9 protein-coding genes and 2 riboswitches are annotated in these 15,029 nt (G+C 75.5%); of the genes, 3 read left to right on the top strand and 6 right to left on the bottom strand.

All coding sequences use genetic code 11. The features are described from left to right. Positions 1-41: 41 nt before the first annotated feature. From recD to recC, 3 genes are read right to left on the bottom strand one after another with little or no spacing between them, the layout of a single operon-like run. Positions 42-2,063, bottom strand: coding sequence for an exodeoxyribonuclease V subunit alpha (recD, locus tag AC4H2G_RS02975; RefSeq protein WP_494364268.1), 2,022 nt, complete (start codon positions 2,061-2,063; stop codon positions 42-44). Then, positions 2,060-5,512, bottom strand: coding sequence for a UvrD-helicase domain-containing protein (locus AC4H2G_RS02970; protein WP_494364267.1), 3,453 nt, complete (start codon positions 5,510-5,512; stop codon positions 2,060-2,062). Before AC4H2G_RS02970 ends, recD begins: the two co-directional genes overlap by 4 nt. Beyond that, complete coding sequence (gene recC / locus AC4H2G_RS02965; protein ID WP_494364266.1) at positions 5,509-8,997, bottom strand: exodeoxyribonuclease V subunit gamma; 3,489 nt, start codon at positions 8,995-8,997, stop codon at positions 5,509-5,511. The genes AC4H2G_RS02970 and recC overlap by 4 nt, the downstream gene beginning before the upstream one ends. 278 nt (positions 8,998-9,275) lie before the next feature. Here recC and AC4H2G_RS02960 point away from each other — a divergent pair, with 278 nt between their 5' ends. From AC4H2G_RS02960 to AC4H2G_RS02950, 3 genes are read left to right on the top strand one after another with little or no spacing between them, the layout of a single operon-like run. After that, complete coding sequence (locus AC4H2G_RS02960; protein ID WP_494364265.1) at positions 9,276-10,154, top strand: CPBP family intramembrane glutamic endopeptidase; 879 nt, start codon at positions 9,276-9,278, stop codon at positions 10,152-10,154. Positions 10,155-10,163: 9 nt separating this feature from the next. Then, positions 10,164-11,396 carry a sensor histidine kinase gene (locus tag AC4H2G_RS02955; protein ID WP_494364264.1) on the top strand — a complete coding sequence of 411 codons (1,233 nt, stop codon included), beginning with the start codon at positions 10,164-10,166 and terminating at the stop codon, positions 11,394-11,396. Beyond that, on the top strand, positions 11,393-12,103 hold the full coding sequence (locus AC4H2G_RS02950) for a response regulator (RefSeq protein ID WP_494364263.1): 711 nt from the start codon (positions 11,393-11,395) through the stop codon (positions 12,101-12,103). The genes AC4H2G_RS02955 and AC4H2G_RS02950 overlap by 4 nt, the downstream gene beginning before the upstream one ends. On the opposite strand, the gene AC4H2G_RS02945 is transcribed toward AC4H2G_RS02950, so the two are convergent. The 3 genes from AC4H2G_RS02945 to AC4H2G_RS02935 all read right to left on the bottom strand — a co-directional run bounded on the left by AC4H2G_RS02945 (position 12,064) and on the right by AC4H2G_RS02935 (position 14,639). Then, entirely contained in the window at positions 12,064-12,840 is a 777-nt protein-coding gene (locus tag AC4H2G_RS02945; protein ID WP_494364262.1) for a class I SAM-dependent methyltransferase, read from the bottom strand. The genes AC4H2G_RS02950 and AC4H2G_RS02945 overlap by 40 nt on opposite strands. 75 nt (positions 12,841-12,915) lie before the next feature. Then, entirely contained in the window at positions 12,916-14,181 is a 1,266-nt protein-coding gene (locus tag AC4H2G_RS02940; RefSeq protein WP_494364261.1) for an O-succinylhomoserine sulfhydrylase, read from the bottom strand. Next, positions 14,178-14,639, bottom strand: a complete 462-nt coding sequence (locus tag AC4H2G_RS02935) for a rhodanese-like domain-containing protein (protein ID WP_494364260.1) — start codon at positions 14,637-14,639, stop codon at positions 14,178-14,180. Before AC4H2G_RS02935 ends, AC4H2G_RS02940 begins: the two co-directional genes overlap by 4 nt. A gap of 6 nt (positions 14,640-14,645) precedes the next feature. Then, a riboswitch (SAM riboswitch) is annotated at positions 14,646-14,760 on the bottom strand. Between the two features lie 146 nt (positions 14,761-14,906). Next, a riboswitch (SAM riboswitch) is annotated at positions 14,907-15,022 on the top strand. Positions 15,023-15,029: the final 7 nt, after the last annotated feature.

Below are 15,029 nucleotides of genomic sequence, written 5' to 3'. Positions count from 1 at the left end.
CGTCGCATCGTCGCACGCACGCCACCCGCGCTCCAGGGCTTTCAGCCGGTCCCGAGCGGTACCCGCAGGCCGCTCGCCCGGCGCACCGCGTGCCCGACGGCGGCCCGCACCGCAGCCTCGCTCCCCACCACGCGCACGGCGTCCTGGGCGCGCGTGACCGCGGTGTAGAGCAGCTCGCGCGTGAGCAGCGGCGAGGTCTCGGGCGGCAGGAGGAGCGTGACGCGGCGGAACTGGCTGCCCTGCGCGCGGTGAACCGTCATCGCGTGCACGCTCTCGACGGGAGGCAGGCGGTGCGTGCGGACGCGCACGGGAGCACCCGGGTCGCCGAACACGGCCACGACGCCGTCGCCGTCGGCGACCAGGACTCCCGTGTCGCCGTTGTAGAGGCCGACGTCCGGCGCGTTGGTCGTCACGAGCAGCGGCCGGCCGGCGACCCACGGCGTGTCCGTCGCGGGGCGCTCGGTGGCCTCCTCGACCCACGCCTCGACCTGGGCCGCCCAGCGGGTGCGCCCGGCGGGCCCCCGGCGGTGCGCGACCATGACGCGGTGCTGCGCGAGGGCTGACAGCGCCCCGGTGGGGTCACCCGCCCGGGCGGCGGCGACCAGCCGTCTCCCCGCGGTGAGCGCGTCGTCCCGGATCGCCGCGAGCGCGACGTCGCCGGGCTCGCCGTCGGGGGACTCGAAGAACTCCACCGAGTCGTCGCCCGCGCGCAGCAGCTCGAGGACCCTGTCCGCCTCGCCGCGCCGGATCGCCTCGGCGAGCGGCAGGATCGCCGAGCCGCTCTCCTGCCGGTGCACCGTGCGCAGGCGGACGACACCGTTGCCCAGCGCCGAGCGGTCGTCCACCTCGCCGTCCGTGGGCGGCGGAGCGTCGGCGAGGGCGCCCTCCGCGACGGCGCGGACCGCTGTCGCCGTCGGAGCGGCAGAGACGGGCGGGCGGTTCACCAGGTCGCCGAGCACCGCTCCTGCCTCGACGGACGCGAGCTGGTCCGGATCCCCGACGAGGACGAGCCGCGCGTCGGGCCGCAGCGCCTCCAACAGCCGCGCCATGAGCGGCAGGGCGACCATCGACGTCTCGTCGACGACGACCACGTCGTGCGGGAGGTGGTGGTGCGCGTCGTGCCGGAACCGCGTGGTGCTGCCCGGCCGATAGCCGAGCAGGCGGTGCAGCGTCGAGGCGACGGGCGCCCCGACGCGCTCGCGGTCCGCCGGGTCGTCGAAGCGCGAGACGACATCGCGCACCGCCTCCTGCAGGCGCGCGGCGGCCTTGCCGGTGGGGGCGGCGAGCGCGACCCTGAGCGAGCTGCTCTCGACCGACCCGCCGACGGGCCCGCCGGTCCGCTGCCCGGCCGGGACGGCGGCGTCGTGCAGCACGGCGAGAAGCCGGGCGACGGTCGTCGTCTTCCCGGTGCCCGGTCCACCTGTGAGGACGGTCAGGCGCCGGTGGGCGGCGTGGGCGGCCGCGAGGCGCTGGCGGGCGTCGCGCTCCGACGGGAACAGCCGGGCGAGGGCGGTCTCCAGGCGGCCGTCGTCCACGGGGAGGTCCTCGGCGGCCAGCCGTCCGTCGATGTCGCGGCGCACCGCGAGCTCGTCGCGCCAGTACCGGTCCAGGTAGAGCAGACCGCCGACCCAGCGCGCGGGCCTGTCGTCGGGCGCGTCCAGCCCGGCCGCGACGAGCGGGCTGCGCGCGACCGCTTCGACCCAGGACGCGTCGTCGGGCCACGGCAGGTGCGCGGCCTCGGTTCCCGCCGCCTCCTCGTCCTCGGGCAGGCGTAGCGACGGGTCGTCGAGGCGCGCGCACACCGACCCGTTGCGGACCGCGCGCACGGCGAGCGCGACGGCGAGCAGCACCTGGTCGTCGCGCTCGCCCGTCAGGCGTCCGAGCCGCAGCGCGACGCGCAGGTCCGTCGAGGAGACGACGCGCGCCGCGTTGAACGGCGCGAGCCACGTCGGGACGCCGACGGCGAGGCGTGGGTCGCCCTCGTCCATGGACGCCACCGGCGTCGGCACGGCGTTCGCCGACCTGGTACCGAGGGGCCGCGAGGTGTCGGCGGGAGTGGTCATGCGCGGCCTCCGTCGAGCAGGGTGGACAGGGCGACGACGAGCCCGGGCGGCGGGGTCCACGCGACGACCCCGTACGGCGCGCCGTCCGGTCCGACCGGCGTACCCGGCCCGGCCATGCCGCGCACGAACAGGTACGCACCGCCCGCGAGGTCCTGGTCCGGGTCGTAGCCGGGCAGCCGCCAGCGCAGGTAGCGGTGGAGCGCCACGAGGTAGAGCACCAGCTGGAGCGGGTAGTGCGAGGCGAGCATCGCGTCGCGCGTCGCCTCGGGGCGGTAGTCGGCGACCGTCAGCGGCAGACCGGGCGGACCGACGCGGTTCGTCTTGTAGTCGACGACGAGGTAGCGGAGCCGCCCGTCCGGTCCGGGCACGCGCAGCACCGCGTCGATCGAGCCGGTGAGGTAGCCGCGCAGCGGCACGCCGTCGGACACCGTTGCCCCGGACTCGTCGGCGAGCGCCGCCAGCAGGTCGGGGTAACGGGCGAACGGGTCGTCGGCGGACAGGTGGGCGCGCAGGACGTCGGCGAGGTCGCGCAGCGTCGACGGGCGGATGCCCTCCGTGAGGTCGCCCCCCGCGAGCGGCAGCTCGAACTCGAGCTCGGGCAGACGGTCGCGCGGGTGCACCTCGGCGAGCGTGAGCCCCCCGGCGAGCGGCCCGAGCGGGGTGCGCAGCGCGAGCCCGAGCGCCGCGGCGAGCGCGACCGGCTCCACGCCCGGCACGCGGACGGTCGCCGCCTGGGCGCACCGGGCCAGCACCTCCGCGTCCAGGTCGTCGGCCGCCGTGTCCACGTACTCGAGGATCTCGTGCACGAGGGTGCCGAACGCGGTACCGCCGGGCTGACCCTCGAACGGGGACGGCACGTCGGCACCGGCTGCTGCCCCGGGTACGGCCGTGGGGCCGGTGTCCTGCGCGTCGTCCGCCGGCACCTCCTCCGGCTCGTCCTGCACGCCGGGGTCCTCCGGCTCCGACTCGACCCCGCCGACCGGACCGTGGTGCGCGGCGGCGGTCAGCGCGGAGTACGACGCGCGCCGCCATTCGCGGTCGGGCAGGTGCCCGGCCGTCGCGACGTCCAACGCGGTCTCGTGCCGGCTCGGCGACGCCCAGCGCTCTCCCTTCGGGCGCGAGTCCACCTGCTCGACGACGACCGTCCCCCCGGAGCGCGCAGCGACGGCCTCGAACGCGGCGCGCACCGCGTCGTCGCGCATCGCGTCGGGCCGCGCGTGACGGCCGGGCTCGCCGCCGAGCAGTCGGTCGGCGAGCAGGAGGCGCGTCAGCGGGCCGGACCCGGTGCTGCGCTTGGTCGGCGTCCAGTGCACGACGACCTGGTGCCGGGCCCGCGTGAGCGCGACGTAGAGCAGGCGCAGGTCCTCGCCCAGCTCCTCGTCGCGCGATCGTGTCCGGGCGTCCACGAAGCCCGGAGAGCCGATACCGCCCACGTGCAGCACGCGCTGCCCGTGGTCGTCGTGGAACGCGAACAGCTCCTGGTCGTCGGGCTCGAACCGCTCCCAGCCGAACGGGACGTAGACGACCCCGAACTCGAGACCCTTGGCAGCGTGCACGGTGACCACCTGGACGGCTGCGGCGTCCGTCTCGAGGCGCCGGGTCCGCTCGTCGGTGAACACGGTGCCGACCTCGGCGATGCGACCCCGTAGCCACGCCGTGAGCGCCGATGTGCCGAACCCTTCCGTGGTGGCGGCCTCGTGCAGCGCCTGCGTGACGTGCCGCAGGTCCGTGAGGTACCGCTCGCCGTCCGCGCGCGCCATGACCCGCGCCGTCGAGCCCTGCCGGGCGGCGGTCTCCGCGACGGCGGCGACGCCGCGGTCGGCGAGCAGCCGCGCCCACGCCCGTACCGTGTCGCCGAGCTCGTCGTGGTCGGCGTCGTCGGCCGTCGCGAGCCGCTGCGCGTCCCAGCCGACGAAGGGCGTGAGCGCGAGGGCCGTCGCCCGGCGGTGCAGGCCGGGCTGCTCCAGCGCGGCGAGCAGCGTGAGCCAGTCTTGGGCGGCCGCGGAGCCGAACACGCTCGACGGCCCGGACACGACCGCCGGGACCCCGAGCGCGACGAGCGCGGTTCGCACGGCCTCCGCCTGCGCGTTCGTCCGGGTGAGCACCGCGACGTCGCGCGGCTCGAGCCCGCGCCAGCGCTCGGGTGTGGCTGCGCCGTCGGCCGCGCGGTCGAGCACACGGTCGCCGCCGGTCGCGGTCCCGAGCCGCCCGGCGACGTCGGCCGCCACGTCCTTCGCGAGGAGGGACCGCGCGTCGGGAGCGGACGGCGCGGACGAGCCGCCGAGCCGGTAGGCGCGGCGGGTGACCTGACGCAGCCGGACGGGCGCGCCACCGGCGAGCCGGGCCTCGGGGTTCGCGGCGTCGACCGGCCGCACGACGATGCGCGGGTCACCCAGCGCCGTCTCGCCCAGCAGGGCGTGCAGCCCGGCGAGGAGCGGGCCGTCGCTGCGCCAGCTCGTGCTCAGCGTCGCGACGTCCTCCGCGACCTCGACGGCCCTCAGGTACGTCACGACGTCGGCTCCGCGGAACGCGTAGATCGCCTGTTTGGGGTCCCCGATGAGCACGAGCGTGCGGTGCCCGTGGAACGCCGTGCTCAGGATCTTCCACTGGTCGGGGTCCGTGTCCTGGAACTCGTCGACCATGACGACCCGGTACCGGCTGCGGACCCGCTCCGCCGCGGTCTCGCCGTGCTCGGGGTCCGTCAGCGCGCGACGCAGCAGCACGAGCAGGTCGTCGTAGTCGAGCAGGTGCATCGCGCGCTTGCGCGCCTCGACCTCGCGGCGCGCCGCGACCGCGACCTCGTACCGCACGGCGGCCACCGAGCCCTCGGCGGCGTCCCCCGGGGCGAGGACGGCGCCGTGGTCGCTCACCGCAGCACGCGCGACCTCGGACACGTCCCGGGGGGCGAGCGGCGGCTCGGCCTGGTCCGCGAAGAGCCGCACGTACAGGTCGTCCGTGACCTCCTCCACGAGGTCGGAGACGTCGGGGAGGAAGCCGGTGGCGAGGTCGACGTCCGCGGCCGTGCCGAGGGCGGACAGCATCTGCTGGCAGAACCCGTGGGTCGTCGTGATGGTCGCGGCATCGAGCTGGGACAGCGCGACGCGCAGCCGATCACGACGCCGGTCGAGCTCGGCGTCGTCGACCGCCGCGAGGAACGCGACGAGCGGTTCCGGGTCGCTCGCCGGGTCGGGTCCGCGCAGGGCGTGCTCCGTGGCGACGAGGCGCTCGCGGACGCGGTCGCGCAGCTCGGACGTCGCCGCACGGCCGAACGTGACGAGCATGATCTCGGGCAGTGTCGCGACGCCCTCGGCGACGTACCGCGTCGTCAACGTCGCGATGGTGTGCGTCTTGCCTGTCCCGGCGCTCGCCTCGAGGACGACCGTCCCGGCCGGAAGATCGGCGAAGGGGTCGAAGCGCCGGGGCGTGGTGCCGGACGTCGGGCCGCTCATCGGGCACCTCGCAGCTCGTTCTCCAGCAGGGGTTCCCACACGCGGCGCGCCAGGGCGCCGAGACGGGACGGGTCGTCGGGGAACCGGCCGAGGTCCGCCGTCGTGGCCTGGCCGGCGACGTCGGCGAGCTGCGGGTCGCGGCCCCACGCGAGGACGACGTACGGGTCCTTGCGCTCGAAGCCCTTGTTCCACAGCCAGCCGGCGCGCATCAGGGCGTCGCGCGCGTCGGTCGTGCGTCGTTCCTCGGCGTACTTCACCGACACCTCGGGCAGCAGCGGCAGCGGCTCGCGGGACGCCTCGTCCCGGAGCGCGACGAGGTCGCCGAGGAGCTGCGTCGCGGCCGCGGCGTCCGGCGGCGTGACGGTCGACCACGCGACACCCGGGCCACGGGGTGAGCGCCCGACGGTCACCGCGTCCCACTGCCCGCTCGGGTCGCTCACCGCGAGGGCGAGCGCCTGCACCCACGCGCGCAGGCGGTGCTTCGGGCCGAGCCGCGAGTACTCGGTGCGCACCACGCGGCAGCCGTGCACCCCGGGGACGGTGCCGACGAGCGTGCGGCCGTCCGGCAGCACGGCGCGGACGTCCACGGTCTCGCCTGAGCGCAGCACGTCAGGGCTCTCGGGACGCCCGGCGGCGGCGTCGGCCTCGCGCGCCGCCTCGACGGAGACGACCCGTAGCGGACCGACGGCCTGGACCACCTGCTGCAGCGCGGACCGGCCCAGCTCGCGCGGCGGGACCTGGCCACGCCGCCATTCGGCCTGCATCGCCCGGCCGGGCTCGACCCCGGCCAGCGCGGCGCGCAGCACGCGGTCGCCGACGCCCCAGCCCGTCAGGCCGGTGAGCGAGAGCGGGAGGCGGTCGTCGACGTCGTCCTCGTCCACGACGAGACCGACGTCGAGCGTCGTCTGGGCGAACCACCGCGGCGCGTTCTCGAGCAGGCGCACGAGGTCGTCGAGCTCGACGTCGCCTTCACCGGCCGCCCGCTCACCCGGTGCTCCGTGGTCTGAGGACGGGAGCGCGAGCGGCACGCTGACCAGCGCCCCGACCGCCCGTCGCTCGCCCCGCGCGGTGCGGGCACCGTCGAAGGCCGCGCGGTCGTGGCTGAACGGGCCGGGCACGCCGAGAGCCCCCGGCTCGAAGTTGCGCGCGTCGACGGTCTGGAGAGGGTGCCGGATCACGATGTGCTCGCGCACCGGCCGCCCGTCGGGAGCGTTCGCCGCGCGGTCGAGCGCGTCGAGGAGCTCCGCCACAGGCACGGCGGGCGGTCGCACGGCGCCCGTGCGCTCGTCGGCCCCCGTGTGCACGACGACGAGATGGTCACCCGCGGCGGCGACGGCGTCGAGGAAGATCTGGCGGTCCTCGCTGCGCGGGTCGCGTTCGCCGATCTCGGGGTGCCGGGCGAGCAGGTCGTCGCCCGCCGCCGCGCCGGTGCGAGGAAACGCGCCGTCGTCCAGTCCGAGCAGGCAGACGACCCGGTGGGGCACCGAGCGCATGGGCTCGAGCGAGCAGACCGTGAGGGCACCGGTGCGGAAGCCTGCTCGCGTGGGCCGGCCCGCGAGCCGGTCGGCGAGCACCGCACGCACGTCCGCGAGCCGCAGCGGGACGTCCCCGTGGTCCGAGCCGGCGGCGCGCACGTCGCCGAGAGCGCGACGGGCCGCGCCGATCTGCCACGTCTCCGTAGGCGGCGCCTCTGCGAGCAGGGTCAGCGCCCGGTCGAGCGTGTCGAGCCAGTGCCCGAGCGGGTGGACGCCGTCCAGTCCGCGCAGGACCTCCGTCAACCGGGCGACGAGCTCGGCCAGGCGCCCGGCGAGGTCCACGTCGGTCGAGCCGACGTCGTCGAGCGGCAGCGCCGGGCCGACGAACCGGGCGCCCTCGTCGGCCATCGCGGCCCCCAGCAGGATCCGGTCGAGGGCCGCGTCCCACGTGCCCTGCCGCACGTGCGGGTCGATCCCGAAGCGTGCGCGCCGCTCGCCGTCCTCGCCCCAGTGCACGCCCGCCTCGACGGCCCACTGCCGCAGCCGGTCGACGTCGTCGTCCGAGAAGCGGAACCGGCGCCGCACCGGGACGCTCGCCGCGAGGTCGAGCACCTCCGACGCCGTGACCCGCCCGTCCGCGAGGCGCAGCAGCGTCTCGAGCAGCGCGAGGGCAGGGTTCGTCGTGCCCGCCCCCCGGTCGGCCAGGCTGACGCGCAGGCGCTGGCCCGGGTGCGCGTCGTCGCCGAGCTCCGGCACCGCGCCGAACGTCGCGGTGACCAGCGGGGCGAACGTCTCCACGTCCGGGCACAGCACGATGACGTCGCGCGCCTGCAGCGTGGGGTCGGCGGCGAAGAGCCCGACGAGCGTCTCCCGCAGGACCTCGACCTGCCGCGCCCGGCCGTGGCACGACAGCACCTGGACCGAGCGGTCGGCGGGGTCGAGGACGTGGGCGCCGTCGGGCGCGTCCGCGCGGAGAGCCGTCTGCAGGGCGCCGAGCAGGGTCGGCGGGGGACCGGGGGTCGCGTGGTGGGTCGCCTCGGCACCGGTCAGCCGGAGCTGCAGCTCGACGGCATCGCGCGCGGTGGACGCGAGCAGGGGGTGCCGGGCGAACGTCGGCACCTCGGCGCGCAGGGTCCCGCCGTCGTCGTGGCCAGCGACCTTCTCCCACAGCGCGGGGGAGGGATGGACGAGCCAGAGGTGGACCTCGCGGTGGGTGGCGAGGGCGCGCAGCACGCGCAGCTCGTCCTCCGGCAGCCGCGTGGGGCCGAACACGGACAGCCGCGGCGGCAGGTCGACCGCAGCCGGGTCGGCGCGGAGTGCGGCGACCGCGTCCTCGACCCGACGCGCCGGGTCGGACCCGGGCACGCGGGCGAGCAGGCGCCGCCACAGCTCGGGCTGCCACGCGAGGTCGTCAGGTACGTCCGCGGTCTGCCACGTCCGCATCCGGGGTACCGACGAGCCGTCCGGCGCCGACCACGCGAGCACGACGTCGGGTCGCTGCCGCGCGTAGTCGACGAGGAGGTCGGCCACGCGACGGGCGAGCGTGAGACGACGGCCCCTGCGGACCTCGTCGCCCGGCTCGCCCACGTAGCGCGCGAGGGGCGCGGCCCACGGCTCGCCGAGATGCGCGTCGAGCACCTCGAGCACGGACCAGGCGAGGCGCTCGGGCCGCCACGGGTCGTCGTCGGGCTCCACGCCGGTGAGGTCCGCGACGACCTGCTCGACGAGCCGCCGCGGACCGCGGAAGTCGACGTTCGCGCACACGCCCGAGCCGCCGTCGGGAGCACCGGCAGGCCCACCGGCCGGCACGCCCGACGACACTCCCAGGTGGTGGGACAGCCGCTGCGCGAGCCACCGCTCCACGCCGCGCGTCGGGACGGCGACGACGTCGGTCGCGAACGGGTCGTCCAACGGGTCGGCGAGGAGGCGCGCGAGCGGCTCGACGAGCGCGTCGGCACGCTCGGAGCGGTGCACGTGCAGCACGAAGGTGCCCCCATCGACTCTGTCCACGACCGGCCACGGTGGGCCGTCGCGCCGGCCGGACTGCCGGGCGCTACGAGGAGGCTACGAGGTGCGTCCGACACCGTCGAACCGCCGTCCACAGCGGGTGGCTCGGCACGTGCTGCCGCCGAGGTGCGAGTCGTGGCTCCAGGCCGCCGCAGACACGGTCCTGTCCCCCGTGAGAGCTACCCGGGCTGCTCGCCTGCGGGTGATTCGCTCGCGCCCGTGCCCTCCTAGCGTTGCTGCTGGTCGCCGATCCGGGCGGCCACACAGCGACGGAGGCCCTCATGAGCACGACGACAACGCCACCCCGACAGGACGCCACCGAGGCCCTGACCGCCCACGGCGGCGGCCCGGTGGCCCGCTTCTTCCGGTACCCGCTGACGTGGATGCTGATCGGCGTGGTCGGTGTCGGGATCGTCGCGGGCCTGACCGCGCAGCGCGAACCGCTCGCCGTCGTCCCCGTGCTGGGCGCGGTGCTCGCGGTCGTCGTCTACCGGGTGGTCATGCGGTTCGTCGCCGGCCGCCGGACGCCCGAGATCTCCGCCCGCCGCGCCGTGCCCGAGGCGCTGCTGGGCGCCGCGATCGGGCTGGGCTTCGTGGCGGTGTCCGCGGCCGTCGTCGCGGCTCTGGGCGGCTACACGTTCCGTGTCGCCGACGTCGACCTCCTCGCGGTGGTGGTTCCGGTGCTCACCGTCATGCTCGGCGTCGCGGTCACGGAGGAGCTCATGTTCCGCGGTCTCGGGCTGCAGGCCCTCGAGAAGCTGCTCGGCAGCTGGGTCGCGCTGGCGATCACGGCCCTGTTCTTCGGCCTGACGCATCTGTTCAACCCGGGCGCGACCCCGTGGAGCGCGCTGGCGATCGCGATCGAGGCCGGCGGCCTGCTCGGCGCCGCGTTCCTCTGGCGCCGCAACCTGTGGTTCGTCATCGGGCTGCACTTCGCCTGGAACACCACCGTCGCGCTGCTCGGCATCCCCGTCTCGGGCCACGCTGCACCAGGAGTGCTGGTCACGGACGTCTCCGGCCCTGCCCTGCTCACGGGCGGCGCGTTCGGCATCGAGGGATCGCTGGTCACCGTGACGGTCGGCGTGCTGCTCGCCGTCCCGATGCTCGTGCTCGCACGGCGCCGTGGGACGCTCGTCCCCGTGCGCAGCCGTCGCCCGTAGGCTCGGGCGGTGCCCGTCACCTCCGCCACCGGCCGGCCCTCGCGCCCGGGTCCGTCGTCCGGCCGGTGGGTCGCGAACCGGCAGGACGCCCGCGACGCCCTGCTGGCGGTGGCCCTCGCGGGGCTCGGGTTCGTCCCGACGCTGTCGGCGATCGGCGTCGAGCTCGGGGACCTGCCCGAGCGGCCGACGGACGCACTGGCCGTGACGCTGGTCCTCGCGCAGTGCCTGCCGCTCGCGCTCCGCCGCCGCAGCCCCGGGACCTGCCTCGCCGTCGTCGGCGCCGCGTTCGCCGTGGGCCAGGTCCTGTCGTACCCACCGACGTTCGCGAGCGTCGGCCTCTACGTCGCGCTGTACAGCGCCGGGGCCCACCTGGCGCGGTTCCGTCGGAGCATCGCCGGCCTGACGACCGTGGGCTACGTCGTCTTCGCGGCCACACTGTCCGGCCTCGGTTCGCCCAACCGGCTCCCGGCGTTCCTGGCGTTCTACCTCGTCCTGGTGGTGATCTGGATGGCAGGCACGGGGGTGCGCCGCTGGCGGGCCGAGGAGGTCGAACGTCGGCGTCTTGCCGCCGCCGTCGCGACGTCGGAAGAGCGCGCGCGGATCGCGAGGGAGCTGCACGACGTCGTGACGCACCACGTGACGGCGATGGTCGTGCAGGCCGACGCCGCGCAGTACCTCCTGCCCGCGACGCCGGACCGCGCGACCGAGGGACTCGTCGCGATCAGCGACACCGGACGACGCGCCCTGACGGAGCTCCGGTACCTGCTGGGTGTGCTCGAGGCGACGGGCGAGTCGACGCCCGCAGGGCGGGTGCCCGTCTTCGGCCGGGTGGGCGACCTCGTCGAGCAGGCCCGCCGGTCGGGCCAGCCGGTGGAGTGGAGCGAGGAGGGCGGACCGCGCGCCCTGCCCGACGCCGTCGAGCTCGCCGCCTACCGGGTGGTGCAGGAGGGGCTCACCAACGCGCTCAAGCACGCCCCCGGTCGGCCGACCACCGTCAGCCTTTGCCACGGCCCCGAGCACCTCGAGACCGAGGTGACCACCGGCGGCCCCGCCTCGTCGGCCGTCACGGCCGCCACGGCTGGCTCTCGGATGGCGGTGGGACCGCCCGCCGGCCGCGGCCTCGCCGGTCTGCGTGAACGTGTCCGCGTCCTCGACGGCGAGCTGGAAGCCGGCCCGACGCCCGACGGCGGGTTCCGCGTGCGGGCCCTGATCCCCACCGCCCCGACCAGGAGCAGCCCATGACCGTCCCGCCGACCGCTTCACGACCCCCGATCCGCGTCCTGGTGTGCGAGGACCAGGAGCTGGTGCGCGTCGGTTACGTCACCATCTTCTCGGCGCAGCCCGACATGGAGGTCGTCGGCGAGGCGGAGGACGGGCGCGCGGCCGTCGACGCCGCGCGGCGGCTGCACCCCGACGTCGTGGTCATGGACATCCGGATGCCCGTGCTGGACGGCATCGAGGCGACGCGGCAGATCGCGGGCCCGGACGCCGAGACGCCGGCCAAGGTGCTGATGGTCACCACCTTCAACGTCGACGAGTACGTCTACGAGGCGCTGCGCGCGGGGGCGAGCGGGTTCCTGCTCAAGGACGCTCCGCCCTCCGAGCTGGTCGACGGCATCCGGACGATCGCCCGGGGCGAGTCCCTGCTGGCGCCGTCCGTCACCCGCACCCTCATCGGCCGCTACGCCGAGCGGGTGCGGCCGACCGACACGTCCCGTCGCGCGAGGGACGAGGTCGTGCGCAGCCTGACCCCGCGCGAGCTGGAGGTGCTCGAGCAGCTCGCCGCCGGGCTGTCCAACGCGGAGATCGCGAGAGAGCTCGTCATCACGCCCGAGACGGTCAAGACGTACGTGTCCCGGATCCTGGCCAAGCTCGGCTTGCGCGACAGGGTGCAGGCGGTCGTGCTCGCCTACCGGGTCGGTCTGGTCTCGGTGACCGACGAGGCGTGACGTCCTGGGCGGTCGTCGGGTCGGCGCGCGACGAAGACCCACTCCCGGCCCGGCCGGTCCGGCGCGTCGCGCACGTCCTCGACGACGAACCCGCACGCGGCGAGCGACGCCTCGACCTCCTCGCCCGAGCGGAACCGCAGCGTCGAGTCGGAGTGGAGCACGCGCCCGTCGGGCAGGACGGTGGTGTCGTGGAACGACACGAGCGGGAGCGCGACGTCCGTCAGCGCGGTCCAGCTCTCGACGATCCCGATGCCCGGGACGTCGACCCGGACGAACGTCTCGTCGCGCACCCAGCCCTCCCAGGCCCGACGCGCGGGCACGCGGGTCTCGAGGACCACGTGTCCGCCCGGGGCGAGGGCCGCGCGCACGCCACGCAGCGTCGCCGTCCACGCGTCGTCGGTCAGGAACACCTGCGCGACGTTCGCGGTCATCGTGGCGAGGCCGACCTGCACGGGAGGGAGCGCGGTCGCGTCGCCGTGGAGCCAGCGCACACCCGCGGCCCCGGGCTTCGTCCGCGCGACCTCGAGCGACGCACCGGCAGGGTCCACGCCAACCACGTCGACCCCGCGCAGCGCGAGCCGGCACGCGAACGTGCCGGTCCCGCACCCCACGTCCAGCACGGACCTCGCGCCGAGCTCGTCGACGATCGCCACGTACGCGTCGAGGTCGGAGCGGTCAGGGTCGAGCGGGTCGTACAGCGCAGCGAGGGTCGGGTCGTCGAAGATCGCGTCGGGCACGCCCGCGACGCTAGGCGTGCGGCCCTCCGTCGTCCACGGCATTCTTCGCGCCGGCCACGCGCTCGGGTGGGGAGGTCAGGCGTGCAGCGCCTGCTCGACGTCCTCGATCACGTCGAGCGGGTCCTCGAGGCCCACGGACAGCCGGACCGTCGTCTCGGCGATCCCGACGACGGCGCGGCCCTCGGGCCCGAGCTTGCGGTGCGTCGTCGTGGCCGGGTGCGTGACCATGGACTTCGCGTCGCCCAGGTTGTTGGAGATGTCCACGACCTGCAGCGCGTCGAGGAACGTGAACGCGCGCTTCTTCAGGAGGTCGGGGTCAGTCTTCGGGTCGTCGGCACCCGCCACGTCGAGGTCGAACGTCACGACCGTCCCGCCACCGGTCTGCTGCGAGCGCGCGAGCTCGACCTGCGGGTGGGACTCGAGGAACGGGTAGCGCACGCGTGCGATCCCCGGCAGCTCCTCGAGCACGCGCGCGATCCGCTCGGCCCCGGCGTTCTGCGCCGCGACGCGCACCGGCATCGTCTCCAGACCCTTGAGCAGCACCCACGCGTTGAACGCCGAGAGCGTCGGGCCCGTGTTGCGGATGAACGTCTGCACCGGCCCGCCGATGTACTCCTCGGTGCCGAGGATCGCGCCGCCGAGCACGCGGCCCTGTCCGTCGATGTGCTTCGTCGCGGAGTACACGACGACGTCCGCGCCGAGCTTGAGCGGCTTCTGCATGAGCGGCGTGGCGAACACGTTGTCGAGCACGACGACCGCGCCCGCGGCGTGCGCGAGCTCGCTCACGCGCCGCGCGTCGACGATGTCCTGCATGGGGTTCGACGGCGTCTCGAAGAACACGACGTCCGCGGGCGTCGAGAGCGCCTCCTCCCACTGCGACAGCACGTGGCCGTCGACGTAGTCGGTCCGCACGCCCCACTTGGCGAAGATCTCGTCGAAGATCACGACGCTCGACCCGAACAGCGCGCGGGCCGCCACGATCCGCGACCCCGACTGCACGAGCGCCGCGAGCGACGTGAAGACGGCCGACATGCCGGACGCCGTCGCGTAGCACGCCTCCGCGCCCTCGATCAGTCGCAGCCGCTCCTCGAACGTGTGCACGGTCGGGTTGCCGTACCGGGAGTACACGAACCGGTCGAGCTCGCCCTTGAAGGCGGCCTCGGCGTCGGACGCGCGGTCGTACGTGTAGCCCTGCGTGAGGAACAGCGCCTCGGACGTCTCCTGGAACTCCGTGCGCGCGTTGCCGCCGCGCACGGCGAGCGTCGCGGGGCGGGCGCTCGCGGGCAGCGGCTTGCGGCCGGAGCCGCCCGGGACCTGCCCGACGCCGTCTCCCCCGCTCACCGACCGGCCTCGCCCTCGGCGTAGGTGGTGGTGGGCAGACCGCGGACCTTCCAGCCCTCGGCGTCGCGCACGCCGGAGAAGCCGGGCGCGCCCTCGAAGCCTTCGAGGATGTTGTACGACGGACCGAGGCCGGCCGCGGTCGCCGCCCGCGCCGCGCCGATCGAGCGCTGGCCGGAGCGGCACAGGAACACGACGGCGCGCTCGTCGCCCGGGGTGAGGCCGGCCTGGGTGAGCCGGTCCACGAACGCGGGGTTGGGCCCGAACGGCGTCACCCACTCGTCGAAGACGACCTCGCGGCCGAGGTCCGCGACGTCGGGCACGCCGACGGTGCGCCACTCACCCTCGGTGCGGACGTCCACGAGGACGGCACGCTCGTCGGCGGCGAGCAGGTCCCAGGCCTCCTGCGGCGTGATGTCGCCGGCGTAGCCGACGGCGGGTCGGGGGGTCAGGTCGCTCATGGTTCTCCTCCATCGATCGTGGCAGTAGCACCCTCGCCCGGTGCGCCGTGTGATGGCTGGCGCGACCGGGGGGTTGCTGCGGCGTCGACGTGCCACGTCACTCGGCCGCTCCGGATGGTTGCTCGGATCGTACGTCACGGTGCCCGGTCGCCGGAACGTGCGTCTCGCGTCGTGGGAAGGTCCGACGGCCAGGCCGCTGTCCCGCGATGCGAGACCCCCTGCCCACCGGTTGACACGATCGCGGGCCCTCCCACATCCTGGATGACAGGTCATGAGTGCCAGCGTGAAACCCCGGTTTGCTGGCCGGCAACCCTCCTCTCGCGGCGGGGTGCCCCGGGTGACGACCGGGCCGCACGCCGACCGGCGCGCGGCAAGCGCGGGGAGCACCTC

The sequence above is a fragment of the Cellulosimicrobium sp. BMG9.23 genome (genome assembly GCF_059159985.1).
Note: the sequence above shows the minus strand (reverse complement) of the source record. Positions and strands in the feature narration are given on the sequence as shown.